This window comes from Streptomyces sp. NPDC055025 (genome assembly GCF_053608565.1).
In genome coordinates this window covers 23,301-50,163 of sequence record NZ_JBSGVS010000022.1, presented here as the reverse complement: position 1 = coordinate 50,163, position 26,863 = coordinate 23,301, and the positions used below count along the sequence as shown (strand labels likewise).

Annotated in this window: 17 protein-coding genes; 12 read left to right on the top strand and 5 right to left on the bottom strand. The window is 71.2% G+C overall.

The genetic code is table 11. From position 1 onward, the window contains the following. The first annotated feature begins 107 nt into the window (after positions 1 to 107). The 7 genes from ACWGDX_RS15850 (at position 108) to ACWGDX_RS15820 (ending at position 14,490) form a co-directional block, all read left to right on the top strand. On the top strand, positions 108 to 1,124 hold the full coding sequence (locus ACWGDX_RS15850) for a carbohydrate ABC transporter permease (protein ID WP_453625942.1): 1,017 nt from the start codon (positions 108 to 110) through the stop codon (positions 1,122 to 1,124). Beyond that, a complete protein-coding gene (locus ACWGDX_RS15845) occupies positions 1,121 to 2,020 on the top strand; it encodes a sugar ABC transporter permease (protein ID WP_453625940.1) in 900 nt (299 codons plus the stop codon). Before ACWGDX_RS15850 ends, ACWGDX_RS15845 begins: the two co-directional genes overlap by 4 nt. A gap of 96 nt (positions 2,021 to 2,116) precedes the next feature. Beyond that, the gene (locus ACWGDX_RS15840; protein WP_453625938.1) at positions 2,117 to 3,799 is read left to right on the top strand and encodes a glycoside hydrolase family 13 protein; all 1,683 of its coding nucleotides are present in this window, start codon (positions 2,117 to 2,119) and stop codon (positions 3,797 to 3,799) included. A gap of 215 nt (positions 3,800 to 4,014) precedes the next feature. Further along, entirely contained in the window at positions 4,015 to 5,718 is a 1,704-nt protein-coding gene (locus tag ACWGDX_RS15835; RefSeq protein WP_453625936.1) for a carbohydrate-binding module family 20 domain-containing protein, read from the top strand. Between the two features lie 161 nt (positions 5,719 to 5,879). Then, entirely contained in the window at positions 5,880 to 11,327 is a 5,448-nt protein-coding gene (gene pulA / locus ACWGDX_RS15830; protein ID WP_453625934.1) for a pullulanase-type alpha-1,6-glucosidase, read from the top strand. Between the two features lie 130 nt (positions 11,328 to 11,457). After that, a complete protein-coding gene (locus tag ACWGDX_RS15825) occupies positions 11,458 to 13,755 on the top strand; it encodes an ATP-binding protein (RefSeq protein WP_453626044.1) in 2,298 nt (765 codons plus the stop codon). Between the two features lie 63 nt (positions 13,756 to 13,818). Next, positions 13,819 to 14,490, top strand: a complete 672-nt coding sequence (locus ACWGDX_RS15820) for a DUF4230 domain-containing protein (RefSeq protein ID WP_405986304.1) — start codon at positions 13,819 to 13,821, stop codon at positions 14,488 to 14,490. Here the strand turns inward: ACWGDX_RS15820 and ACWGDX_RS15815 are convergent. Next, complete coding sequence (locus tag ACWGDX_RS15815; RefSeq protein ID WP_453625932.1) at positions 14,481 to 15,278, bottom strand: TetR/AcrR family transcriptional regulator; 798 nt, start codon at positions 15,276 to 15,278, stop codon at positions 14,481 to 14,483. The two genes, ACWGDX_RS15820 and ACWGDX_RS15815, sit on opposite strands and share 10 nt — an antisense overlap. Before the next feature lie 52 nt (positions 15,279 to 15,330). On the opposite strand from ACWGDX_RS15815, the gene ACWGDX_RS15810 reads away from it, so the two are divergent. Together ACWGDX_RS15810 and fabV are read left to right on the top strand one after the other, a co-directional pair. Then, complete coding sequence (locus tag ACWGDX_RS15810; RefSeq protein ID WP_453625930.1) at positions 15,331 to 15,642, top strand: hypothetical protein; 312 nt, start codon at positions 15,331 to 15,333, stop codon at positions 15,640 to 15,642. 372 nt (positions 15,643 to 16,014) lie between these two features. Continuing rightward, positions 16,015 to 17,220, top strand: a complete 1,206-nt coding sequence (gene fabV, locus ACWGDX_RS15805) for an enoyl-[acyl-carrier-protein] reductase FabV (protein ID WP_453625928.1) — start codon at positions 16,015 to 16,017, stop codon at positions 17,218 to 17,220. Between the two features lie 83 nt (positions 17,221 to 17,303). On the opposite strand, the gene ACWGDX_RS15800 is transcribed toward fabV, so the two are convergent. Then, entirely contained in the window at positions 17,304 to 19,304 is a 2,001-nt protein-coding gene (locus tag ACWGDX_RS15800; protein ID WP_453625926.1) for a hypothetical protein, read from the bottom strand. A 175-nt stretch (positions 19,305 to 19,479) separates the two neighbouring features. Between ACWGDX_RS15800 and ACWGDX_RS15795 the strand changes: the two genes are divergently transcribed. Further along, a complete protein-coding gene (locus ACWGDX_RS15795) occupies positions 19,480 to 20,007 on the top strand; it encodes a hypothetical protein (RefSeq protein ID WP_453625924.1) in 528 nt (175 codons plus the stop codon). A 57-nt stretch (positions 20,008 to 20,064) separates the two neighbouring features. Here the strand turns inward: ACWGDX_RS15795 and ACWGDX_RS15790 are convergent, their stop codons facing one another. The 3 genes from ACWGDX_RS15790 to ACWGDX_RS15780 all read right to left on the bottom strand — a co-directional run bounded on the left by ACWGDX_RS15790 (position 20,065) and on the right by ACWGDX_RS15780 (position 23,683). Next, complete coding sequence (locus ACWGDX_RS15790) at positions 20,065 to 21,615, bottom strand: DUF1996 domain-containing protein (RefSeq protein ID WP_453625922.1); 1,551 nt, start codon at positions 21,613 to 21,615, stop codon at positions 20,065 to 20,067. A gap of 170 nt (positions 21,616 to 21,785) precedes the next feature. After that, on the bottom strand, positions 21,786 to 22,436 hold the full coding sequence (locus ACWGDX_RS15785; RefSeq protein ID WP_453625920.1) for a LuxR C-terminal-related transcriptional regulator: 651 nt from the start codon (positions 22,434 to 22,436) through the stop codon (positions 21,786 to 21,788). Next, a complete protein-coding gene (locus ACWGDX_RS15780) occupies positions 22,421 to 23,683 on the bottom strand; it encodes a sensor histidine kinase (RefSeq protein ID WP_453625918.1) in 1,263 nt (420 codons plus the stop codon). Before ACWGDX_RS15780 ends, ACWGDX_RS15785 begins: the two co-directional genes overlap by 16 nt. A 266-nt stretch (positions 23,684 to 23,949) precedes the next feature. Between ACWGDX_RS15780 and ACWGDX_RS15775 the strand changes: the two genes are divergently transcribed. Then, positions 23,950 to 26,217, top strand: a complete 2,268-nt coding sequence (locus ACWGDX_RS15775; protein ID WP_453625916.1) for an MMPL family transporter — start codon at positions 23,950 to 23,952, stop codon at positions 26,215 to 26,217. Positions 26,218 to 26,395: 178 nt separating this feature from the next. Beyond that, a complete protein-coding gene (locus tag ACWGDX_RS15770; RefSeq protein WP_453625914.1) occupies positions 26,396 to 26,818 on the top strand; it encodes a DUF4259 domain-containing protein in 423 nt (140 codons plus the stop codon). Positions 26,819 to 26,863: the final 45 nt, after the last annotated feature.

Sequence of the window (26,863 nt, the reverse complement as noted above, 5' to 3'; positions counted from 1 at the left end):
CCACGCCGGTTCCGACGGGCCGCGACCTGACGGGACCTGGCGGCCGGTCCGCGCCGCTCACGGCCGAAGGAAAGACGCAGACCGAAGGAAAAGGAAAGGCGGGCCGGATGGCTCTCCACACCAGCCGGCCGGTGCCGAAGGCCGCGGGCGGCACACCACCCGGCGGACTCCGGCGGCGGCCCGGAAGGGCCCCGGCCCCGGGAAGGCTCGGACGGGGCCTCGCGACGCACTGGTACGCCTGGACGATGGTCGCCCCGGTGGTGGCCGTGATCGGCGTGATCATCGGCTATCCGCTGGTCCGCGGCGTCTATCTGTCGCTGACCGACGCCAACGAGCGCAATGTCGAGCGCAGCATCGGCGTCAACCATCTGCCGGCCACCTACGAGTTCGTCGGACTCGACAACTACGCCGACGCGCTGACGGGCGATCAGTTCCTGTCCACCCTCGGCTGGACGCTGGTGTGGACGGTCTCCTGCGTCGCCCTCACCTTCGGTCTCGGGCTGGCCCTCGCGAACATCCTCAACCGCCGGATCGCGGGCCGCTCCTTCTACCGGATGCTGCTGATCCTGCCCTGGGCCGTCCCCGGCTTCGTCTCCGTCTTCGCCTGGCGCTTCCTCTACAACGAGGACCGGGGCTTCCTCAACAAGCTGCTGGCGGGCGGCGGTATCGACGCGGTGCCCTGGCTCAACGACCCGACCTGGGCCAAGTTCTCGGTCATCGCCGTGAACATCTGGCTCGGGGTGCCCTTCATGATGGTCGCGCTGCTCGGCGGACTCCAGTCCATCCCCGGGGAGATGTACGAGGCGGCCGAGATGGACGGGGCGAACGCCTGGCAGCGCTTTTGCCACATCACCATGCCGGGGCTGCGCTCGGTCAGTACGACCGTGATCCTGCTCTCCACCATCTGGACGTTCAACATGTTCCCGGTGATCTTCCTGCTGACCCGCGGCGGCCCCGGCGAGGCGACGCAGATCCTGGTCACGCAGGCGTACAAGTTCTCCTTCGAGATCAGCCCGCGCGACTTCGCGCAGTCCTCCACCTGGGGCGTGCTGATCCTCGTCCTCCTGATGGCCTTCGCCGCGGTCTACCGGCGAGTCCTCCGTACCCAGGGAGATACGTGGTGACCACCGCGGCCGCCCCCCGGACCGCTCCGGCCGACACACCGGCCGGCCCGGCCCGTGCCAACCCCCCGCGCCGGGGCAGGCGTTCACCGCTCGCCTCCGTCGCCCTGCACGTCACCCTGACCGTAGCGTCCGTGATCGCGGTCTTCCCGGTGCTGTGGGTCCTGCTGACCTCGCTCAAGCCCGCGAGCTACGCGACCACCACGGACTTCTTCAAAGAGACGACCTTCGAGAACTACACCGGTCTGCTGCGCGACACCCCGTTCCTCACCTGGTTCGGCAACTCGCTGCTCGTCGCCGGATTCACCACCGTGCTCGGTGTCTTCACCGCCGCGACCACCGGCTACGCCGTCAGCCGCTTCCGCTTCCCCGGCAAGCGCGGGCTGATGTGGACGCTGCTGATCACCCAGATGTTCCCGGTCGCCGTGCTCATCGTGCCGATCTACAACATCATGTCGGGACTGGGGCTCCTCAACCGCTCGGCAGGTCTGGTGATCACCTATCTCACCATCGCCGTGCCGTTCTGCGCCTGGATGATGAAGGGCTTCTTCGACACCATCCCCCGGGAGATCGACGAATCCGGCCAGGTCGACGGACTGACCCCGTTCGGAACGTTCTTCCGGCTGGTCCTGCCGCTCGCCAAGCCCGGACTCGCGGTGACCGCGTTCTACTCCTTCATCACCGCCTGGGGCGAAGTGGCCTACGCCTCGGCCTTCATGGTCGGCGACGAGAATCTCACGCTCGCCGGCGGCCTCCAGAAGTTCGTCAACCAGTACGGCGCCCAGTGGGGCCCGATGACCGCCGCCTCCGTGCTCATCGCCATCCCCGCCGCGCTCGTCTTCCTCTTCGCCCAGCGCCATCTCGTCACCGGCATGTCCGCCGGTGCCGTCAAGGGCTGACCCCCCTTGGCCGTACCACCGTGTTCGTACGACGACGGCGCGTGGCCGACCAGGCCCGGTGTGCCGCTCCCTTCCCCCAGACACCCCAGGGATGACATGACCCAGCACCTCGCTGCCCCTTCGACCGGCACGTCCGACGACGCCCCGGCCCACCGCCACGGCTGGTGGCAGGACGCGGTGATCTACCAGGTCTACCCACGCAGCTTCGCCGACGGCAACGGCGACGGCATGGGCGATCTCGACGGGGTACGCCGTCGGCTGCCCTATCTCAGGGAGCTGGGCGTCGACGCCGTCTGGCTCAGCCCCTTCTACGCGTCCCCCCAGGCCGACGCGGGCTACGACGTCGCCGACTACCGGTCCATCGACCCGATGTTCGGCACCCTGCTGGACGCGGACGCGCTGATCCGTGACGCCCACGAACTCCAGCTGCGGGTCGTCGTCGACCTCGTACCCAACCACTCCTCGCACGAGCACGACTGGTTCAGGCGGGCGCTGCGGGAGGGGCCGGGCTCCCCGCTGCGCGAGCGCTACCACTTCCGTCCCGGCAAGGGCGCCGACGGCGAACTCCCGCCCAACGACTGGGAGTCCATCTTCGGCGGCCCCGCCTGGACCAGGACGACCGACCCGGACGGCACGCCCGGCGACTGGTATCTGCATCTCTTCGCCCCGGAGCAGCCCGACTTCAACTGGGACCATCCGGCGGTCGCCGACGAGTTCCGCTCCATCCTGCGGTTCTGGCTGGACATGGGCGTCGACGGCTTCCGTGTCGATGTCGCCCACGGACTGGTGAAGGCGGCGGGACTGCCGGACATCGGCGGCTCGGGACAGCTCAGACTGCTCGGCAACGACATCATGCCGTTCTTCGACCAGGACGGGGTGCACGAGATCTACCGGCAGTGGCGCAGGATCCTCGACGAGTACCCCGGGGACCGGATCGCCGTCGCGGAGGCCTGGACGCCCACGGTCGAACGCACCGCGAACTACGTACGCCCCGACGAACTGCACCAGGCGTTCAACTTCCAGTATCTGAGCACCTCGTGGGACGGACCCGCGCTGCGCGAGGTCATCGATGTGTCGCTGGCGGCGATGCGGCCGGTCGGCGCGCCCGCCACCTGGGTGCTCTCCAACCACGATGTGACCCGGCACGCCACCAGGTTCGCCGGCCCGCCCGGCGGCGGTACGCAGACCCGGGAGGCGGGCGACCGTACGCTCGGACTGCGGCGGGCGCGCGCGGCGACGCTGCTGATGCTGGCGCTGCCCGGCTCCGCCTACATCTACCAGGGCGAGGAGCTCGGGCTGCCCGATGTCACCGATCTGCCCGACGAGGCACGACAGGATCCCTCGTACTTCCGCGCGGACGGACAGGACGGCTTCCGCGACGGGTGCCGGGTGCCCATCCCCTGGGCCAGGGACGGGAGTTCGTACGGCTTCGGCACCGGCGGGAGCTGGCTGCCGCAGCCGGAGGACTGGGGTCCGCTGAGCGTCGAGGCCCAGACCGGCGACCCGGACTCCACGCTGGAGCTGTACCGGTCGGCGCTGGCGGTGCGCAAGGAACACCCGGGCCTGGGCGCGGGCGCGTCGGTGGAGTGGCTGGACGCGCCCGAGGGCGTCCTGGTCTTCGCCCGCCCCGGCTTCCTCTGCACGGTCAACACGACGGACAGGGCGGTACGGATCCCGGTCCGCGGCGCCCTGCTGCTGTCCAGCCACCCGATGACAGCGGACGGTTCCGGCACCGAGACCGAACTGCCCGCGAACACGACGGGGTGGTGGGCCGTGTGAGCCATCCGCCGCCGCGGGGGACGGACGGGCGGGCGGACGCGCGGCAGGTCACTGCCGGCGCGCGGCGCTCCCCGTCCCCCGTGCCGGTCGGCAGGGGTACCACCCGCACTGCCCGCACAGGGCCTTGAGGGGCACAGAGCGTGTTGCCGCACGGGGCCGTACGCACCACCGTCACCGCCACCCGCACCTCCCCCCCCACCAGTGCAGGAGGAACCATGGCTCGCAGATCCCTGGCCGCCGCGCTCGCCCTCGTGGCCGGCGCCGCAGCCGCTCTCGCGGTCCCGGCCGGGACCGCCCAGGCGGCACCGCCGGGCACCAAGGACGTCACCGCCGTCCTGTTCGAGTGGAAATTCGACTCCATAGCCAGGGCGTGCACGGACACCCTCGGTCCGGCCGGCTACGGATATGTGCAGGTCTCACCGCCCCAGGAGCACATCCAGGGCGGCCAGTGGTGGACCTCGTACCAGCCCGTCAGTTACAAGATCGCCGGTCGTCTCGGTGACCGCGCCGCCTTCTCGAACATGGTGAACACCTGTCACACGGCGGGCGTCAAGGTCGTCGCCGACACCGTCATCAACCACATGGCGGCCGGCGACGGCACCGGCACCGGCGGCTCCCCGTACACCAAGTACACCTACCCGGGCATCTACTCGGGCGCCGACATGGACGACTGCCGGTCGCAGATCAACAACTACGGCGACCGGGGCAACGTACAGAACTGCGAACTCGTCGGCCTGGCCGATCTGGACACCGGCGAGGAGTATGTGCGCGGCCGGATCGCGGCGTACATGAACGATCTGCTCTCGCTCGGCGTCGACGGCTTCCGGATCGACGCGGCCAAGCACATGCCCGCCGCCGATCTCGCCAACATCAGGAGCAGGCTGAGCAATCCGGGCGTGTACTGGAAGCAGGAGGTCATCTACGGCGCGGGCGAGGCCGTCTCGCCGGGCGAGTACCTCGGCAACGGCGACGTCCAGGAGTTCCGGTACGCGCGCGGTCTCAAGCAGGTCTTCAACAACGAGAACCTCGCCTATCTGAGGAACTACGGCGAGGGCTGGGGATATCTGGAGTCCGGCAGGGCGGCGGTCTTCGTGGACAACCACGACACCGAGCGCGGCGGCGACACCCTCAGCTACAAGGACGGCGCGAACTACACCCTGGCCAATGTGTTCATGCTGGCCTGGCCGTACGGCTCGCCCGATGTGCACTCCGGGTACGAGTTCGGCGGCAATGACGCGGGGCCGCCCAACGGCGGTACGGTCAACGCCTGTTACAGCGACGGATGGAAGTGCCAGCACGCCTGGCGCGAGATCTCGTCCATGGTCGGCTTCCGCAACGCCACGCGCGGCCAGGCCGTCACCGGCTGGTGGGACAACGGGGGCGACCAGATCGCCTTCGGCCGGGGCTCCTCGGGCTATGTCGCCATCAACCACGAGGGCTTTTCGCTGACCCGGACGTTCCAGACCTCGCTGCCGGGCGGTACCTACTGCGATGTGCAGAGCGGCCGGGCGGTCACGGTCGGCGGCTCGGGGCAGTTCACGGCGACGCTCGGCCCGAACACGGCGCTCGCCCTGCACAGCGGCGCCCGTACCTGCTCCGGCGGGGGCACGGACCCGGGGCCCGGCACCTCGGGCGCGTCCTTCGGTGTCAGCGCGACGACCCAGCCCGGCCAGAACATCTATGTCACCGGCAACCAGACGGCGCTGGGCAACTGGAACACCGGCAGCGCGCTGAAGCTCGACCCGGCGGCCTATCCGGTGTGGAAGCTCGATGTGGCGCTGCCGGCCGGTACGTCCTTCGAGTACAAGTACATCCGCAAGGACGCGGCAGGCGCGGTCACCTGGGAGAGCGGCGCCAATCGCACGGCGACGGTGCCCGCGTCCGGCAAGGTCACGCTGAACGACACCTGGCGCAACTAGGCCCTGCCAGCCCTGCCGGCCCGGCCTGTCCGCCTGCTGGCCCGGCCGCCGCGCCGTCCTCGATCGCCGGACGGGCCGGATTCCGGCCCGTCCGGCCGTCCCGGCGCCCGTGTCCACCGCGCCCGCGTCCCCCCGTACCCGTGCATCCGAGGAGATCCCGAGTGACACGCCCGCCCCTGCGAAGAACGGTCCCCGCCGTTCTCGCCGCCGCCCTCTGCGCGGCGCTGGTGCCCACGCTGCCAGCCACCGCCGCCGCCAACACCGCCACCGCCGCCGCCAACACCGCCACCGCCAACGCCACCGCCGCGCGTGCCAGACCGCCCGCCCCGCCGTCGGACGCCAAGCTCGCCGCCGAACCCGCGCGCCACGATCTGACCCGTGAGCAGTTCTACTTCGTCCTGCCCGACCGCTTCGCCAACGGCGACCCGGCCAACGACCGCGGCGGGCTGACCGGTTCACGGCTGGAGACCGGTTACGACCCCACCGACAAGGGCTTCTACCAGGGCGGTGATCTCAAGGGCCTGACCGGGAAGCTCGACTACATCAAGGGGCTCGGCACCACCGCGATCTGGCTCGCGCCGGTCTTCAGGAACAAGCCGGTGCAGGGCGAGGGCGAGGACGCCTCGGCCGGCTACCACGGCTACTGGATCACCGACTTCACCCAGGTCGACCCGCACTTCGGCACCAACGCCGAGCTGGCGAAGCTGATCGACAAGGCCCATGACAAGAGCATGAAGGTCTTCTTCGACGTCATCACCAATCACACCGCCGACACCGTCGACTACGCGGAGAAGGCCTACGGCTACCGGCCCAAGGGCGCCTATCCGTATCTCGACAAGGACGGCCGCCCCTTCGACGACCGGGCCGCCGACGGGAGGACGGTGAGGACCGACGCCGACTCCTTCCCGTACACCCCCGTCGTACGCCCGGGGGAGAAGAAGGTCCCCGGCTGGCTCAACGACCCCGCCATGTACCACAACCGCGGTGACTCCACCTTCGCGGGCGAGAGCGGCGAGTACGGCGACTTCTCCGGCCTGGACGATCTGTGGACCGAGCGGCCCGAGGTCGTCGACGGGATGGAGAGGATCTACGAGAAGTGGGTCCGCGACTTCGGCATCGACGGCTTCCGCGTCGACACCGTCAAACATGTCGACCTGGACTTCTGGACCCAGTGGGCGACGGCGCTCGACGCGTACGCGGCGAAGCGCGGCCGGGACGACTTCTTCATGTTCGGCGAGGTCTACTCGGCGGACACGGCGATCACCTCGCCCTATGTGACCCGGGGGCGGCTCGACGCGACACTCGACTTCCCGTTCCAGGACGCGGCGCGCGCCTTCGCCTCGCAGGGCGCGTCCGCCGGCCGGCTCGCCCGGGTCTTCGCCGACGACTACCGGTACACCACCGACAAGGCCAACGCCTATGAGCAGGTGACCTTCCTCGGCAACCACGACATGGGCCGGATCGGCACCTTCCTGCGGCAGGACAACCCCGGGGCGGACGAGAGCGAGCTGCTGGGACGGGCCCGGCTCGCCAACGAGCTGATGTTCCTGTCCCGGGGCAATCCGGTGATCTACTACGGCGACGAGCAGGGCTTCACCGGCGCGGGCGGCGACAAGGACGCACGTCAGACGCTCTTCGCCTCCAGGACCGCCGCCTATCTGGACGACGACCAGCTGGGCACGGACCGTACGCACGCCTCCGACGCGTACGACCCCGCGCATCCGCTCTACCGCTCGATCGCGGCCCTCTCGAAGCTCACCAAGGAGCATCCGGCGCTGCGGGACGGCGCGCAGACGGAGCGGTACGCGCGCGACTCCGTGTACGCCTTCTCCCGTACCGGCCCCGACTCCGGCACCGGCACCCGCCCCGGCTCCCGCGCGGACGCCGGGGCCCGGACCGAGTATCTCGTCGCCGTGAACAACGCCACCGCCGACCGGACCGTCGAGATCCCCACCGGCTCGGCGGCGGGCACCGACTTCCGTACGCTGTACGGCGGTTCGGGTACGGTACGCGCCGGATCCGGCGGCACCCTCACCGTGACCGTGCCCGCGCTGTCCTCCCTGGTGCTGAGGGCGGCCGAGCCCCCGGCCGCGCCCGCCGAGGGGCCCGCGATCACCCTGGAGGCCCCGGCGCCCGGCGCCACCGGCACCGTCGAACTGTCCGCGCGGGTCACCGGCGGCCGACCCGACCGCGTGGTCTTCGCCGCCCGGAGCGGCGACGGCGAGTGGCGGACGCTCGGCACCGCCGACCACGCCCCGTACCGGGTCACCCAGTACATCGGCGCGGACACCGAGGCCGGAACACCCCTGCGCTACAAGGCCGTCGCCGTCGACGGCGCGGGCCGTACCGCGAGCGCGACCGCCGCGTCGACCGCGGGGCACACGCCCCCGCCCGCCGGACCGTCGGCCGTCGACCGCGACTACGCGGTCGTCCACTACAAGCGCCCCGCCGGCGACTACGACGGCTGGCGGCTCGTCTCCGGGGACACATCGGCCGCGTTCACCGGCCGGGACGCGTACGGCGCCTTCGCCTGGGTCAAGGTCCCCGAGGGCGCGTCGAGCGTCCCGTACACCGTGGAGAAGCCGGGCGTCCCGGCCGAAGGCCCGCCGCGCACCGTCGAACTGGCCCGCACCGGTGAGGTGTGGATCGCCCAGGGTGAGGACGGCCAGGCCGACACACCGCCCGACGGCGCCCGTCCACCGCAGGACAGGACCAAGGCGATCCTGCACTACCGGCGCGCGGACGGCGCCTACGACGGCTGGGGGCTGCACACCTGGACCGGCGCCGCGGCGCCCACCGACTGGTCGAAGCCGCTCCAGCCGGTGCGGAGCGACACGTACGGCGTGACCTTCGAGGTCCCGCTCGCCGAGGGAGCCACCTCGCTCAGCTACATCCTCCACAAGGGCGACGAGAAGGACCTCCCGTCCGACCAGTCGCTCGATCTCGCGACCTACGGCAACGAGGTGTGGCTGCTGGCCGGGCAGCCCGCGTATCTCCTGCCGCAGACCGGCTCCGGTCCGAGCCTGGACCTCACCAGGGCCGAGGCGCGGTGGATCGACGCCGACACCGTCGTCTGGAACGTGAAGGCGACCGCCGCCAGCAGCCGGCAGCTCGTGTACGCGCGTGACGGCGGGATCACGGTCGAGGACAGCGCGCTCTCCGACGAGGGACAGTGGCTCCGGCTGACCCCGTCCGCCCTGACCGACGCGCAGAAGGCCGCCTTCCCGCATCTCAAGGACCTGCCGGCCTTCACGGTGGACCGCCGCGACCGGGACAGGGTCCGTGAGTCGCTGTCCGGGCAGCTCATCGCCACCCAGCGGGCCGCGAACGGCGCGCTGCTCGCGGCGACGGGCGTACAGATCCAGGGCGTCCTCGACGATCTGTACAGTGCCCGCGCGGCCGGGGCCGCCCTCGGTCCGGTGTTCACGGACGGGCGGCCCACCCTCTCCGTCTGGGCCCCGACCGCCCAGCGGGTCGATCTCGAACTCGACGGCCGTACCGTCCCCATGAGGCGCGACCCCGCCTCCGGGGTCTGGTCGGCCACCGGCGGCAAGAGCTGGGCGGGCAAGCCGTACCGCTATGCCGTACGGGTCTGGGCGCCGAGCGTCCAGAAGGTCGTCACCAACAGGGTCACCGACCCCTACTCCACCGCGCTCACCACCGACTCGGCCCGCAGTTTGGTCGTGGACCTGGCCGATCCGGAGCTCGCGCCCCCGGGATGGTCCACACTCCGCAAGCCCGCCGCCGTTCCGCCGCGCGACGCGCGGATCCAGGAGCTGCACATCCGTGACTTCTCGGTCGCGGACCGTACCTCGAAGCACCCGGGCCGCTATCTGGCCTTCACGGACAGCGGCTCCGACGGGATGAGACATCTGCGCGCGCTGGCCGCGTCCGGCACGTCGTACGTCCATCTCCTGCCGGCCTTCGACATCGGCACCATCCCGGAGCGCGCCTCCGGACAGACCACGCCCGCCTGCGACCTGAAGGTGTACGCCCCCGACTCGGCCGAGCAGCAGGCCTGTGTCACGGCGAGCGCCGCGAAGGACGCGTACAACTGGGGGTACGACCCGCTGCACTACACCGTGCCCGAGGGCTCGTACGCCTCCGACCCGGAGGGGACGCGCCGTACGGTCGAGTTCCGGCGGATGGTCCAGTCGCTGAACGGCGCCGGACTGCGCACGGTCATGGACGTCGTCTACAACCACACCGTGGCGAGCGGCCAGTCCGACAAGTCCGTCCTCGACAGGATCGTGCCCGGCTACTACCAGCGGCTGCTGGACGACGGCACCGTCGCCACCTCCACCTGCTGTGCCAACACGGCGCCGGAGAACGCCATGATGGGCAAGCTCGTGGTCGACTCGGTCGTCACCTGGGCGAAGGAGTACAAGGTCGACGGCTTCCGCTTCGATCTGATGGGCCATCACCCGAAGGCCAATATCGTCGCCGTACGCGAGGCGCTGGACGCGCTGACCGTGGCCAAGGACGGTGTCGACGGCAGGAGGATCGTCCTCTACGGCGAGGGCTGGAACTTCGGTGAGATCGCCGACGACGCGCGCTTCGTCCAGGCCACCCAGAAGCACATGGCGGGGACCGGTGTCGCGACCTTCTCCGACCGGGCGCGGGACGCGGTGCGCGGCGGCGGCCCCTTCGACGAGGACCCGGGGGTCCAGGGCTTCGCCTCCGGTCTCTACACCGACCCCAACTCCTCGGCGGCCAACGGCACTCCGGCCGAGCAGAAGGCCCGGCTGCTGCACTACCAGGACCTGATCAAGGTGGGGCTGACCGGCAATCTCGCCGGATACTCCTTCACCGACACCTCGGGACGTACGGTCACGGGCGCGCAGGTCGACTACAACGGCGCGCCCGCCGGTTACGCGGAGGCCCCCGGCGACGCGCTCGCCTATGTGGACGCGCACGACAACGAGTCGCTCCACGACGCCCTGGCCTTCAAGCTGCCCCCGGCGACCTCGGCGGCGGACCGCGCCCGTATGCAGGTACTGGCCCTGGCCACCGCCGCGCTCTCGCAGGGCCCGGCCCTCTCCCAGGCGGGTACGGATCTGCTGCGTTCCAAGTCCCTCGACCGCAACTCCTACGACAGCGGGGACTGGTTCAACGCGATCCACTGGAACTGCCGGGACGGCAACGGCTTCGGGCGCGGGCTGCCGCCGGCGGCCGACAACGAGAGCAAGTGGCCCTACGCCAGGCCCCTGCTGGTGAATCCGGCGCTCACACCGGGCTGTCCGGAGATCGACGGCGCCTCCGCCGCCTACCGGGATCTGCTGCGTGTCCGCACCACGGAGCCGGTCTTCAGCCTCACCTCCACGGACGCGGTCCGGTCCGCGCTGTCCTTCCCGCTCTCCGGGCCCGACGAGACACCGGGCGTCATCACCATGCGTCTCGGTGATCTCGTGGTGGTCTTCAACGCCACACCGGGGACCGGCGTCCAGCGGGTGGCGGCCCTCGCCGGACGGCCGTACACCCTGCACCCGGTGCAGGCCGCGGGAGCGGACCGTACGGTCAGGGAAGCCGCCTACGAGGCGGGCTCGGGCACCTTCACCGTGCCCGCGCGGACGGTCGCGGTGTTCACGGCGGCGGGGCGGCCGGGGTAGCCGGGGCGGACGCCGGTGAACGGGTTGGTGCGCTGAATCGACCGAACAAGACTCACTCTCGGTCGTTTCTGACTGTTTCCCACCATGGGTGTCTGCCCCGCTGTCCAACTGGGCCAGACTGTCCCCCGTGGTGGGGAACATTCCCGAGGAGAAGACCAGCTTCGTGGGCCGTCGGGCCGAACTGGTCCTGCTGGAACGGGCACTCGAAGAAGACCGGCTGATCACACTGACCGGTACGGGCGGTGTGGGCAAGAGCCGGCTGGCGCTGCGGGCCGCCGAACGGGCGGGCGGGCGCGGTGGACGCGACGGGCACGGCGGGGGACCGGCGGCCGGAGGAGGGCGTTTCCCGAGCGGTGAGGGTCGCTTTCCGGACGAACCCGGTCGCTTCTTTGACGGCCGGGACCGCTTCCGGGACGGTCCGGGCCGCTTTCCGGACGATCGGGACCGCTTCCGGGACGAGCAGAGCCCCTTCCCGGACGATCAGGACCCCTTCCCGGACGGGGTGTGGTGGGCCGATCTCTCGCCACTCCCCGACGGCCGGCTGCTGCTCACCACCGTCTCCGACGCCGTCGGGCTCGCCGACCACTCCCCGCGGATGCCCGTCGAGGCGCTCTGCGAATGGCTCGCGGACCGCCGGCTGCTGCTCGTCCTCGACTCCTGCGAGCGGATGGCGTCCGCCTGCGGCCATCTCGTCGGCGAACTGCTCACGGCCGCCCCCGGGCTCACCGTCCTCACCACCAGCAGACAGCCCCTCGGCGCCAAGGGCGAACATCTCATCGAGGTGCCGCCCCTGGCTGTGGGCAACGCTGTGGGCAACACCGCGGACTCCGTGGACGATGCCACGGACGACGGGGACGCGGAGGCCCTCCAGCTCTTCCGGGACCGCGCCGCCGTCGCCGCGCCCCGGGTGCGGCTGGACACCCCGGGTGCCGTCGCGGCCGCCGTCCGGATCTGCCGCGGACTCGAAGGCGTCCCGCTCGCCGTCGAACTCGCCTGTGCCCGGCTCGCCGACCACTCCGTCGAGCGGCTCGCCGAACTGCTGGACGCCCGGCTCGGCGCCCGGCTCGACACACTCACCGACCAGCGTGTCTGGCCCCAGCGCCATCGTGCCCTGCGCACCGCCATCGGCTGGAGCCATGAGCTGTGCGCGCCCCTCGAACGCCTCCTCTGGGCGCGGCTCTCCGTCTTCCGCGGGGACATGGAGGAGTCCGACGTACGGGAGATCTGCGCGGGCGGCCCGCTCACCCCCGTCGGTGTCGGCCGGGCCCTGGACGGTCTGGTCGCCCAGTCCGTCCTGCGGCGGGACGGCACCCGCTACCGGATGCTCGGCACCCTGCGGGAGTACGGCGCGATGTGGCTGGCCGAACTCGGCGAGGAGCGGCGGCTCGCCGACCGGCACGCCGCCCACTTCGCCGGTCTCGTACGGCGGGCCCACGCGGGATGGGCCGGCCCCGGCCAGACCGGCTGGTACCGGCGGATCTCCGACGCCCACGCCGATCTGTGCGCCGCGCTCGACCATCTGCTCGTCCACGACCCGGCGGCGGCCGTCGAGACGGCGGGCCGCGTCGGTTTCTTCTGGAGCCGCTGCCGGCATCTCCACGAGGCCCGGAGCTATCTGGAGCGCGCGCTCGACGCGTATCCCGTCCCCGGTCCGCACCGCACCCGCGCGCTCACGGCCCTCGGGATCGCGATCGTGTTCCAGGGCGACCACGAGGGCGCCTACCGCCTCGGTGAACGCTCCACGCTGGCGGCCTGGCACGACAAGGACCCCGAGTCCGCGCTCTTCGCCGCCTATCTCCTCGGTCTGAGCTGTCTGATGACGGGCCGCGCGCAGGCCGCCCACACGGTCGCCGACCGCGCCCTGCGCGCCCACCCCGGAGACCCCTTCGACTCGCTCCCGCGGCTGCTGTGCCGACTGGTCCTGGTCTTCTCGCTCACCGCGCTCGGCCGGCTCGACGAGGCGCGTGAGGAGGCGACCGGGCTGCGGCGGCTCTGTCTGGAGCACGGCGAACGCTGGACCCGTGCCTACGCGGACTACCAGCTCGCGCTGGTGCATCTGTTCCAGGGCCGCGCGGACGAGGCGGAGGCCCACGCCCGCGCGATGGTCGAGGACATGGAACAGCTCGGCGACGGCTTCGGGATCGCCGTCGGCCTCGATCTGCTGGCCGCCGCCGTCGCCGCGCAGGGCGACGGCGAACGGGCCGCGTACGCCTACGGCACGGGCCAGGCCTTCTGGCGCACGGTGGGTCATCCGCAGCGCGGCACCCCCGAACTCGGACCGGTCCGCGCCGAGTGCGAACGGCTGGCGCGCGCGGCGGCCGGGAACCTCGCGTACGAGGAGGCCTTCCACCGCGGTCTGGCGGCCGACGGCGAGAGCGGTCTCGCCCGCGCGCTCCGGAGCTGTCCGCCGAGGGAACCCGGGGCGTGAGCGCCGGGTGAAGCTGGTGCCTGAACGTTGTGTGAACCGGCCCGTGCGGGAAATCCGTTACGTATGACGTCCACCGACGTGAAAGACGCGAAGCCGCGCGCTCCCCGGCCGCCGCGCTGGAGCAAAATCCCCCTTGCCCTGGTCGTCGTGGCCGCGCTGCTCTTCCTCGGCAGCCGGCTCGATCTGCTGCCTGGATTCGGCAATCTGTTCGGCGAGGAGACCCACGACCGTACGGGACCGACCCTGCTCGAATCCATTCAGGACCTTGACCGCTACGAGGCCGCTTCCGGCAATTTCCAGGTCGTGGTGGATCTGGAGAAGGACGCCAAGTATCTGCCGGACGCGATCCGCGGCACCCGGACCCTCTATGTGGGCGCGGGCAGCGTCAGTTCGTATGTCGACTTCGGCGGTCTCGGCGAGGGCAGCGTCACCACCGACGAGGCGCGCACCTCCGCGACGATCCGGCTGCCGCACGCGCGCCTAGGCGAACCGGCCCTGGACCCGGACCGTTCGTACGCCGTGTCCAAACAGCGTGGACTGCTCGACCGGCTCGGGGACCTCTTCTCCGACAATCCGGCCGACGAGCGGGCCGTGAACCAGCTGGCCGCCCGGCATATCGCGGACGCGGCCAAGGAGAGCGAACTGACCGGGCGCGCCGAGAAGAACACCACGAGCATGCTCCAGGGCCTGCTGCGCTCGCTCGGCTTCACGAAGGTGACGGTGGTCTACGCGTGACGGCGTTCTGCGGGTGAGGGCGGTCTGCGGGTGACGGCCGGCAACGCCTGACGGTGGTGTCCGTCTGACGGCGGTGTACGCCTGAAGGTGGACTGCGGCTGGACGCCCAGCCGGGTGAGCCGGCCGACGAGATCGCCGAAGGCGCCGTCGGCCGGCTCGTCCGCGACGATACGGAGCAGGATCGCGGCCATCTCCTCGTCGTACGCCGCGCCGACCGCGGCCAGCGCGGCGAAGTCGTGCACGAGCTGCAACTCCAGCTCGTCGCGGGGGATACGCCGTCCGTCCAGCCAGATCAGCGCGGTCGTCTCGGCCAGCGACACCCAGGACCGTACGACCAGCTCCAGCCGCGCGGGCGGGCGGCCGACCCCGAGATGGGCCACGATCTGCTCGTACGCGGCCTGCCGCACCTCGCCGACCATCGCGGTCGCGGTGGACGAGCCCGCGGCGGGACCGCCGCGCATCAGGGCGGAGAAGCCGGGGCCGTGCTGCTCGACGAAGTCGAAGAAACGCCCCATGACCCGGAGCAGCCGCGCCCCGAGCGGCCCTTCGCGCGGCTCGGCGAACAGGTCCGCCAGATCGTCGGCGGCACGGCGCAGGGCGGCCTCGTACAGGCTCTGCTTGCCGGGGAAGTAGTGGTAGACGAGCGGCCGGGAGATACCGGCGGCCGCCGCGATCTCGTCGATCGACACGTCGTCGGGGGAGCGGCGGCTGAACAGCTCCAGCGCCACGCCGATGAGCTGTTGCTTCCGCTCTTCGACGCCCATCCTCCGACGCGCTACGGTCGTCATATGAACAGCCTAACGGGCGGACCTCCTGGGATGTCCGTTACGCTCGCCGTCCATGAGCGCATCTGACCAGGACGAGGCCGTGTACACGCCGACGCCGGAGCCCGAGCGCGACGGCCTGACACCCCGTCAGGCAAGGCGCACCGGCATCGCCCTGGCCTCGTTCCTGCTCGCGGTACTGGCGGTGCTGCTGCTCGTACGACTCGCCCAGCGGACGTCCGTACTGGTGGTCGGGGTCTACGGCCTGGCGATGATCCTGTGCGGCATAGTGATCGAACTCAACCGCCACGGCCGCACCCGCCTGGGCATCTGGCTGCTGGGCACGGGCCTGATAGCAGCCCTGGGCGCGGACTGGCTCCTGCCGTAATTTTTTGAGGCTCGGTTCGCCTCCGGGGCGCTTTTTGTCGATGCCGACGGTCGACCGTGCTCGGTCCGCTCGTACCTCACGGACCTGCGCGCGCTCTCCCTTTCGGCACCGACGCGCCCCTTCGGCTCACTCGCCATCGGCCGGCCGCGACCAGAACATGTCCGCACCCCGGGGCGGCCGAGGCGAGCCGGCACTCGGACGGGGCCTCACGAGCAGGAGGCCGACGGGAGTGGAAACCCTCCAAGAACGCCTGGGTATTACTGTCCCGGACGAGGTGACCGCCCGTATCCGTACGGTCGCAGACTTGCGGGATGCGGCGGACCACCCGGTCACCGCGCCATCGCCGTCTATGACCTCCGAGGACACCGGCTCATGAGCGAACGCGTCATCGTCCCCCGCAACCGCGGCTTCCTGTTCATCGACTCCCATCCGGCGGGCTGCGCGCGGCTGGTAGACGACATGTGGCAGGCCGTCCCCTCTCCCACCGCCGTGCCGGATCGTGCTCCGGTGGCACTGGTGATCGGATCGTCCGCCGGATACGGGCTGGCCGCGACCATCGCGGGCCTGGCACGCGCCGGGATCCGGGGCATCGGCGTCTGCTTCGAGAAAGCACCCGAGCGGCGCACCGGGACGGCCGGCTGGTACCGCACGGCCGCCACCGCCGATCTCGCGCGCCGCCACGGCCGGGACATGGTCTTCCTCAACGGTGACGCCTTCTCGGACGCCATGAAGGAGCAGGTCGCCGACCTCATCGAGCGCAGGTTCGGCGGACGGCTGGACCACCTCGTGTACTCGGTCGCCGCGCCCCGTCGTACCGACCCCGACACAGGTGTCACCTACGCGTCCGTACTCAAGCCCGTAGGCCAGGCGTACCGCACGAAGACCCTCGTCTTCGACGACGGCGCACCCGAAGTGCGCGACGTGGAGTCCTCGGCGGCCGAGGGCGACGACATCGCCCGGACGATCGCTGTCATGGGCGGCGCGGACTGGGAACGCTGGATCGACCACCTCGCCGGTCGCGGGCTGCTCGCGGACGGGTTCACCACGGCCGCCCTCTCCTACATCGGCTCCTCGCTGACCGGCGCGATCTACCGGCAGGGCACCATCGGCGCCGCCAAGGCCCACCTCGAAGAGACGGCGCGCACGCTGGACGAGCGGCTGGGCAAGCTCGTCGGCGGCCGGGCGGTGACCTCCGTCAACGGAGCGGCCGTCACCCAGTCCTCGACCGCCATCCCCGGTATCGCCCTGTACGTCGGACTGCTGCGCGGAGTCCTCGGCGACGCGATGGTGCCGCCCATCGGCCAGCTCACCGAGCTGTGGGACCAGCTCACCGGTGTCCGTCCGCTCGACCTGGACGACAAGGGCCGCGTACGCCTGGACACCTGGGAACTCGCCCCCGGCGTCCAGGCCGCCGTCACCGACCGGTGGAACGCGGCGACCACCGCCACCGTGGCCGGCCTCGCCGACCTCGACTGGTTCCACTCCGAAGTCCTGCGCCTGTACGGCTTCGCCGTGCCCGGCGTCGACTACACGAAGCCGGTCGAGACCGACGTCCCCTGGCCCGACGCCGCTACCTGACCTCCTGCTCCACGACGACATCGTGGCCGGCGGCCCCGCCGGGAGGCGCACCGGGAGGCGCACTGCCGGGAGGCGGGTCCGGGTCAGCGGAGGGCGTTCACTCTCGTGCCCTCCCGGTCCTTGCCGTACAGCGCCGCCTCCGTGCCCTCCTTCGACCTGACCGCCAGCAGGCGGCCCTTCGCGCGGGCCTCGATGCCGCCCGAGACCTCCAGCGAGGCGAGCTGTTCGCTGCCCGCCGCCAGTACGTACCACCGGCCGTCCCGTGACTTCCACAGCACGCCCGCCAGCACCCGGGGCTCGCGGGCGCCGCAGGCCGGGGTGTCCTCCGCTCGGGCCGCGACCGCGGCCGGGGCGGCCGGGCGTTCCGAGGGGGCCTGGAACTGGGCCAGGACGCGGGTGTCCGTCCCCCGCCAGGTCTCCGCGCGGGTGCACAGCCACCGCGCCGTACCGTTGGACTCGGGCAGGGGCTGGCGGGCGTACTCCCAGGAGTTCACGGAGCGCACCCCGTGCGACCGCACCGCCGGCAGCAGACAGGCCGTACGCGCCCAGGCCGCCCGGTCCGCCGCGTCGGACACGTCCTCCGGTGACGACGGCGGTCCGGACGTCAGCCGCGCGGGGATCAGCTCGCCGAGATCGGTGAGCAGCCGCTCCGTACCGTCGGCGCGTACCTCCAGCGTGTCCCAGGACGCGCAGTCCCGCGCCGTCGCCGGGCTGTCCAGCGGCTCCGTCACCCCGTGCGTGTCACGGCGCAGCGGACGCGCGGACCCCTCCGGGTCGAGCAGATCGCGTACGGACGTCTCCCGCACCCACGGCGCCGTCAGATAGCGCACATTGCCGTCGGAGCGGCCGAGGACCAGCGCCCCCGAGACCGTCGCGTCCGCGCCGTCGACCCGCGCGAAGTCGAGCGCCACGGCCGCGTCGTCGTCCGCGCCGCCCGCCCGGCCGCCGCCTCCGTGCCCGCCCGCCACGGGCTCCGCGTACCGCACCACCCGCAGACCGTCGTGGAAGAGCACCACCCGCGCCGCGTCGACCCGTCCCGCGTACAGGAGTTGGGGCGGTCCCATGGGCGGACCCGGCGGGGTCGAGGGGGTCGCCGTGACCCGTACCGCCGCCCCCGGCCGCGTCCAGACCGCCAGCGCCCGGCGCAGCAGGTCCCGGTCCCCGGCCAGTGGTCCGCGCGCGGGCCAGACGGAGAAGTCCGTACGGGCGGAGGTCTCCCACGCGGCGGGCGCGACCCGCCGTACCCGCGCCGGATCCAGAGCCGCCTCGCTCGCGGGGTTGCGCGCGTACGCGGGCGCCGCCGCCCCGTCCGGACCCCACCCCTTGCCCGGCAGCCCGAACAGCGCGCCGCAGACGACCACGGCCGCCATGGCGGCGAGCGCGGCCCGCGCGTGCTGGCGGCGGCGCATCAGGTCCGTGGGCCGTGCCTGGAGCGAACAGGGGTCGAACTCCGGCGAGTCCAGCAGCTCGCCGGCGTCCACCGTGCCGACCGTCCTCAGCCCGCCGGCCTGCGCGAGCGCCGTGTCGGCGTCCCGGACCCCCGCCGCGCCCAGCACCCGCCGTACCTCCGGGTCCGCCAGCCCCTCCAGACCGCGCAGCACGAACGCCGCGCGTGCCGCCGAGGAGAGCCCGGACAGCCGCTGGTCCAGGGCGAGTTCGTCCGCCCCGCCCGAGTGCGGGAACAGCCTCAGCCCCCACACGTGCGGCAGCAGCGGCGGCAGTTGGGCGCGTCTGGGCCGGGCGAGGCGGCGCAGCGGACGTCCGGCCTCCAGCGCCTGGCGCAGTACCCGCCCGCGTACGTACGCGTACCCGAGGTCCCGCGCGCTCCCGTCCGTGCGGCGCGGCGCGGGGATCCCGGAACCGTCCGCCGCCGTACGGCCGCGCGGGAGCGAGCGCTGCACCAGGGCGTGCGCGGTCAGCACTCGCCGGTTGCGGCCGAGCGACGGCGGCAGTACGAGATAGGCGATCCGGACGAGCCGGGGGTAGTGCTCGACGAGGGCCGCCTCGGCCTGTTCGACGCCGATGGCGGCGGCCGGAGGTTCGGAAGGGGTCACGGCGGCGGTGACGGCTTTGTCCTGGGGCACGTTCAGCAGAACGAGCGATACGTCGGATGGTCACCACATCCCATCCCGGGGGTCCGTCCCGCGGGTCCGTCCCGGGGGTCTGTCCCGGGGGCCGGTCCTGCGGGTCCGTGCCGCGGGTCCATCCCATCCCGCCGTTCCCTCCCGCACCGGTGGGCTCACAGGGCACGATGGCCCCATGCGCAAGGAACGATCCCGAGTGGTACTGGCAGCCCTGGCCCTGGTTCTGGCGGCCGGCTGTGGCGCGAACGACGGCGCGGACCACGACTCGAACGACAACAAGGCTCCCGACGCGCCGAAGACGGCGACCGGGAGCCTCGAACAGCTCGCCTCGCAGGCGGAGTGCGAGCCGAACATCCAGACCGACGCGACCGAGCTGCGGCAGGCCAACTGCGCCACGGGCGACGGAAAGTATGTGCTGGCCACCTTCGCCACCGACCGCGGCCAGCGCGAGTGGATCAACGAGGCCAAGGACTACGGCGGTTCGTATCTCGTCGGCAGGAAGTGGGTCGCGGTCGGTGACGCGAAGGTGGTCGCGGCGCTGCGCGGCCGGCTCGGCGGGACCCTGGAGACCGGCTCGTCACACCACTCCGGGAGCACCGGCAGCACCGGGAGTACCGGAGCCACCGGGAGCGGTGGTGGGGAGCACGAGGGGCACTCGGGTCACGACATGAGCCGGCCGCGCGGCGCGGGTGCGGGGGGTTGACGCGGTAACGCCGTCCGCGGTGCGTCCAGCGGTGCCCGCGCCCGCCCTGCCCGTGCGTCAGCGGCACTTACGCCCGGTGTTGATGCAGCTCACCACCCGGTTCATCAGGTTCTCGTCGAAGACGTTGATGAAGTCGCCGTGGTCGGTGACGGGCTTGTGGAGCTGCTCGGGGAAGGAGTCCAGGGCGAATCCCGGCCCCGGCGGCACGGCGTACACGATCCGCTGCTGGAGCTGCGGAATCGCCTTGAAGCCGTTCTGGCAGCGGCCGTTCTGGTCGGCGAACGCCACATGCGTGCGGTGGTTGGCGCTGTCGGTGTTCTGGCCGTCCCAGCAGCTCTGGAACTTGAACGTACGGACCACCTGGCTGCCCTCGGGGCAGATCGGGTATTTGTCCTTGAGCTGGCGGTTCTCGAATCCGGTGCAGCTCCACGAGGCATTGGCGTTGGCGTTGCCATTGACGAACGCCTTGGCGTCACCGGTGATGATCCGCAGGAACCGCGGCATCGCCGTGACCTTGGACACCGGGCTGCCCGCGAATTTCAGGGTCACCTGGGCCGGAGTCTGGATCTCCCCGACATTGCCCTCCTTGCCACCGCCGTCGGCATTGGCGTCGGCCTCCGCCTGTCCGTTCTGGAGACGCAGGACCGGCCAGTAGTACGTCGACTTGTCACCCTGATTACGGCAACTGGTCGCCGCGGCGGCGAGAATGTCGTCGGTCGCGAAGGCGTCATTGGACTGATTGCCGACGTAATCGTGCATATGGTGAGCACCATTGCTCACACCTGGTGCGACGATGACATTGTCCGAATTGAACTTTCCGGCCTCGTTGCGACCGCATTCGGTGGTGAAAGCGCCCTTTGACGAGCCGCGGCGCTGACGGGGCTGGCTGACATTCGGCTGGACGGTCGTGATGTCGACGAAGTCGGAGGCCTCGGGACCGTTGCCGGCCTGTCCGCCGCCACCGGCCTCGCCGCCGCCGTTCTGTCCGTCGCCCTGGCCGCCGTCCTGGCCCTGGCCCGGATCCTGGCCCTGGCCGGCGTCCTGGCCGCCGTCCTGACCTTGACCGCCGTCCTGGCCCTGGCCGCCGTCCTGGCCGCCGGTCTGACCGTCGCCGTTCTGTCCGCCGCCACCGGCGTTGCCGTCGGCCCGCAGGGTGCAGGGCGCCAGCGCCTCCAGACCCTGCGGACGCCTGCCGACGCGGTCGATCGCGTTCGTGATCCGCTCCAGCGAGGCCAGCCGCTTCTGCTTCAGCGGATTGAGAATGGTGTTCTCGGCGAGGGCCGGATCCTGCTCGATCTGCTCCTTCTGATCGGCGAACCGCTGGTAGGCCTGGGTGATCTGGCTGTCGATCTTGGCCAGCTCACGGTCGACCTGCCAGCGTGCTCCTCGCGGTACGTCCGTGAGTTCGTTCGCCACATCAGGACAGTCGATGGTCGACATCGCCTGTCCGGCATTCTCACTCTGCGGCGGACGCTGGTGGGACCTGCCCTCACCCGCGGATGCGTAGACATTCATCGCTACCAGCCCACCCCCGCCCAGGAGCAAGGCAGCCGAGGCGGCGATCGCCCGGTTTGCCAGTGTGGAGCGTTTTCTCGATGTGCGTCCCATGGAACTCCTCAAGCTTCGTTTGCCGGTTACAGGGAAATCTCGGCAGGGGGAGAAGCGAAGCGCTCCGTTCCATACGGACCTGATTCGCGGGGTGTTCAGCCGCCGCGCGAATTCATAGAAAACTCCATCAACAAACCGGGCGGATACCCCTCATTGCGGCCGATCCGGTGTCACGCGTCCCGGTCCAGATACGCGAGCACCGCGAGCACCCGGCGGTTGTCGTCGTCCGACACCGGCAGGTCCAGCTTCCCGAAGATGTTCGAGGTGTGCTTGGCCACCGACCGCTCCGTGATGACGAGTTGGCCGGCGATGGCGGCATTGGAGCGGCCCTGTGCCATCAGCTCCATCACCTCGCGCTCACGCGGTGTCAGACCGCCGATCGGTCTGTCCTGCGCACGCCGGGACAGCAACTGCGAGATGACCTGGGGGTCCATCGCCGTACCGCCCGTCGCGACCCTCCGTACCGCGTCGATGAACTGGTCCGCGTCGAAGACCCGGTCCTTCAGCAGATAGCCGACCCCGCCGTTGCCGTCCGCCAGCAGCTCGCGCGCGTACAACTGCTCGACGTGCTGGGACAGTACGAGGACGGGCAGCCCGGGACGCGCGCGCCGCGCGGCGAGCGCGCACTGGAGGCCCTCGTCCGTGTGGGACGGCGGGAGCCGGACATCCACGACCGCGATGTCCGGCGTCAGCTCCGCGAGGGCCTTGGTCAGTTCGGGCCCGCTCTCCACCGCCGCCAGGATCTCGAAGCCGAACGCCTCCAGCATCCGGACCAGACCGTCACGCAACAGGAAGAGATCTTCGGCTAGGACAACTCGCAAGGAATCTCCATGGTCACCATGGTGGGACCGCCCGCGGGGCTGCTGACGGCCAGGACACCGTCGAATGTACCGAGCCTGCGTTCCAGACCGCTCAGCCCCGACCCCTTCCCGATCATCGCCCCCCCGACCCCGTCGTCGGTGACCGCGATACGCAGCATTCCCTCCCCGTACGACAGATCGACCCAGATCCGGTCGGCGTTCGCGTGCTTGACCGCGTTGGTCAGGGCCTCGCTCACCGCGAAGTACGCGGCCGACTCGACCGGCGCCTCCGCACGGCCCGGCAGCTCCACACCGACCTCGGTCGGCATGGGCAGCCGCAGCGCCAGCGCCTTCACGGCGTCACCGAGCCCCCGCTCCGCCAGCACCGGCGGATGGATCCCCCGGACGAGGTCGCGCAGCTCGGTGAGCGCCTCCGCCGAGGACTGACGGGCCTTGCCGATCAGCTCCTTGGCCCGTGCCGGGTCCCGCTCGATCAGTGCCTCGACGGTGCCCAGATCCATGCCCATCGCGACCAGCCTGGCCTGCGCGCCGTCATGCAGATCGCGCTCGATCCTGCGCAGCTCGGCCGCCGAGGTGTCCACCGCGTCGTGCCGGGACTCGGTCAGCCGCTCGATCCGCAGGGCCAGCGCCTGGTCATGGGTGGGCGCGAGCAGCGGCCTGGCCAGCAGGAAGTGGAGCCGCAGCAGATCGGCGGCGTAGCGCATACCGAGGACGAGCAGCACCAGACCGAGCGCGGCGGCGGCCAGTCCCGTCAGCTGGCTGTCGACGGGGACGAACCCGTACCAGTACGGGTCGTTCCTGAACACCCGCCACAGGCCCGCGGCCAGGACGAATCCCTCCAGCGCGTAGAGGTTCACGGCGAAGGTCAGCAGGGCGATGACACTGCCGATGGTCATGTCGATCAGCAGCCACTGGAGATCACGCCAGGTCGCCGGGTCCTTGAGCAGCAGGGTGCAGCGCTCGACCTGACCGGTGATCCCGCCGCGTATGTCCGGCGGGAACGGGCGGTACGGCACCGGAATCCGTACGTCCGACCAGGTGGCGGCCAGCAGCCGGCGGTAATTGGCGTGTTTTCTGACCGCTGCCACCAGCGCCGGGGTGGTGACGACTCCCACGCCCAGCGGGATGAGGGCGATCGAGACCACCGTCAGCACGAAGAGTGTGATCGACCCGGCGAGCGTGACGAACGACAGCGCCAGCCCCCGGCATGCCGCCGTCAGCGACTCCCGGATCTTCCGTCCGTCCATGGCGATCTCTCTCCTTCATGGTTCTTCACGGTCCCTCGCGGCGGGCGGCCTTCGCGGCGCCCGCCGACGGCCCTGGTTCCGGGCGTGGCACCCAGTCTGGACGGCCCCGACGGGACCCGGCAGCCGGTCACCCCCCTACCAGGGGTGTTGCCAGCACCACCCCCGATCAGGGGGCCTGGCGGCTGGGGCGGACGGTCCCGGATTCCTAACGTCGTGAACGTCTGGTCCCGGCTTACCCCGCTCTTACCTCTGGAGGCGAAACCGCCATGAGCACGAGACAGAATCTCGCGGCACGTATCGGTGTGTGGAGCGCACACCATCGCAAGACGGCGATCATGGGCTGGCTGCTCTTCGTCGTTCTGGCCGCGGCTCTCGGCGGCGCCTCGGGCATGGTCGAGATGACGGCGTCCGAGAACGGCGCGGGCGATTCCGCCAAGGCCGAGCGCATCCTCGACGAGGCCGGGATCGACCATCCGGCCGGGGAGCTGGTCATGGTCAGCAGCCGGACCGACGGCGGCTGGCGGACGGCCGCCGGCGAGCTGACCGAGGCCGTACGCGGGACGGGCGAGGTGGGCAGGATCGAACCGCCCCTTCCCTCGAAGGACGGCAGGGACGCCCTGATCAGCTTTGAGATCAAGGGCGACTCGACGACGGCGGCCGACCGGGTGCAGCCCGTGCTGGACGCCGTACGGGAGACCGGGGAGACCCACCGGGACGTACGGATATACCAGTTCGGCGAGGCGAGCTCGGGCAAATGGCTCGGTGATCTGCTCGCCGACGACTTCCGGCGGGCCGAGTTCACCGCCGTACCGCTGGCGCTGGGCATCCTGCTGGTCGCCTTCGGGGCCGTCGTCGCCGCGCTGCTGCCCGTCGGGCTCGCGCTCACCGCGTGCATGGCCGCGTTCGGACTGCTCTCGCTCGCCAGCCACCAGCTCCATCTCTTCCAGACGACCTACTCCGTGATGTTCCTGATGGGACTCGCCGTCGGTGTCGACTACTGCCTGTTCTATCTGCGGCGCGAGCGTGACGAGCGCGCCGCCGGACGCGACGCCGAGACCGCGCTGCGGATCGCGGCGGCCACCAGCGGCCGGGCCGTCCTGGTCTCCGGGGTGACGGTGATGGTCGCGATGGCCGGGATGTTCCTGTCCGGGCTGATGCTCTTCAAGGGCTTCGCCCTCGCCACCATCCTGGTCGTCTTCATCGCGATGCTCGGCTCCGTGACCGTGCTGCCCGCGCTGCTGGCCTGGCTCGGCGACCGTATCGACGCCGGACGCGTGCCGTTCCTCAACCGCCGCGGGAAGAAGACCGCGCACGAGAGCGGCGGGAGCGGCGGCCGGGCGCACGAGAGCGGCAGACTGGCGGGCGCGCTCCTCAGGCCCGTACTGGCCAGGCCGAAGCTCTTCGCGGTGGTGTCGGCGGCGGTGCTGGTGGCCCTGGCGGTGCCGGCGCTCGGTATGAAGACCGAATCGCTGGGGATGGAGAAGCAGTTCGGCTCGGAGGCCTCGCTGACGGTCGCGTACCGGCATATCACCGAGACGTTCCCGGGCGGTCCCGCACCGGCGCTGGTGGTCGTGAAGGCCGACGACATCGGGTCGGCCGGGGTACGGAAGGCGCTCGGGCGGATCGCCGGGGAGTCCGCGACGTCCGCGACGTCCGGGGAGTCCCGGGCCAGGGTGACCGTGCACGAGGAGCGGAACGTCGCGGAGATCGAGGTCCCGCTGGCGGGCAACGGCAGCGACGGACGCTCGAAGGCGGCCCTGGCCGAACTGCGCGAGGAACGGCTGCCCGCCGCCTTCGCGGGCACGGGCGCGCAGGTCCATGTGACCGGTGATCTCGCCGGGTCGGTGGACTTCACCGCGCAGCTCAAGCGAGGCATCGTCCCGGTCTTCGTCTTCATCACCGCCGTGACCTTCCTGCTGATGCTGGTCTGCTTCCGGTCGTATGTCATCGCCGTCACCGCGATCGTGCTCAATCTGCTCTCCGTGGTGGCCGCGTACGGGGTGATGGTCGCTGTCTTCCAGCACGGCTGGGGGGCGGAGCTGCTCGGTACGGAGAAGGTGGGGGCGATCGAGAGCTGGATGCCGCTGTTCGTACTGGTGGTGCTCTTCGGGCTGTCGATGGACTACCACGTGTTCGTGGTCTCCCGGATCAGGGAGGCCCGCGACCGGGGGCTGGACACCTCGTCGGCGATCCGCGAGGGCATCCGGCGCACGGCGGGCGCGGTGACCGGTGCCGCGGCCATCATGGTCGCTGTCTTCGGGGTCTTCGGGACGCTGTCCATGCAGGACATGCAGCAGATGGGCGTGGGGCTGGCGGTGGCGGTGCTGCTGGACGCGACGCTGGTGCGGATGGTGCTGCTGCCTTCGGTGATGGCGCTGCTGGGGGAGCGGAACTGGCGTACGCCGAGGGGGCTGCGGTGGCTGCCGGAGCTGGAGCACGGAGACGGGGACGGCAACGGTGACGGCAACGGTGACGGGGACGCGGGTGCGGGAGCTCCGGGGCCCCGGCACGCGGCGCCGGTGACGACCCGCTGACGGCTCGGCGGTTTCCCGCCGGCTCATGGTCCGGACACTCCACGGGGGGCGTCCGGGCCATGTCCGTGCGCGGGGTGGAGCGGCGGGGTGGAGCGGCGAGGTGGAGCGGCGAGGTGGATTGTCAGTGGTGCCTGGCACGATCTCTGTGACGGGATGAGGAACGACCAGGGGGCAGACCATGGGCACATGGGACACCGGCCACTTCGACAACGACACGGCGGCGGACTTCGCCGGGGATCTGGACGACGCGACAGAGGCGAGGCGTACGGAACTGGTGCGTGAGGCGCTCCTCCGCGCGACCGCCACCGAGGACTATCTGGACAGCGACGAGGCGGTGGTGGCGGTGGCCGCCGCCGCGCTGGTCGCCGAGCAGTGCCCCGGCGGACCGCCCGTGGAGACGGTGTACGGCCCGGACGAGCCCCTGCCCCGCTTCCCCGAGGAGCTGAGAGCCCTCGCGCTCCGGGCCCTGGACCGGGTGACGGCGGACAAATCCGAGCTGCGTGATCTCTGGGTCGACGCGGACGGGGAGGACGGCGAGTGGCACCGGGGGATAGCGAGGCTCAGGAGCACCTTGACGGCCGCGATATCCACGCGGCTCTAGGCCCGGTCCTGTTCCGCCCGGCCCGGCCCGGTCCTGTTCCGTCCG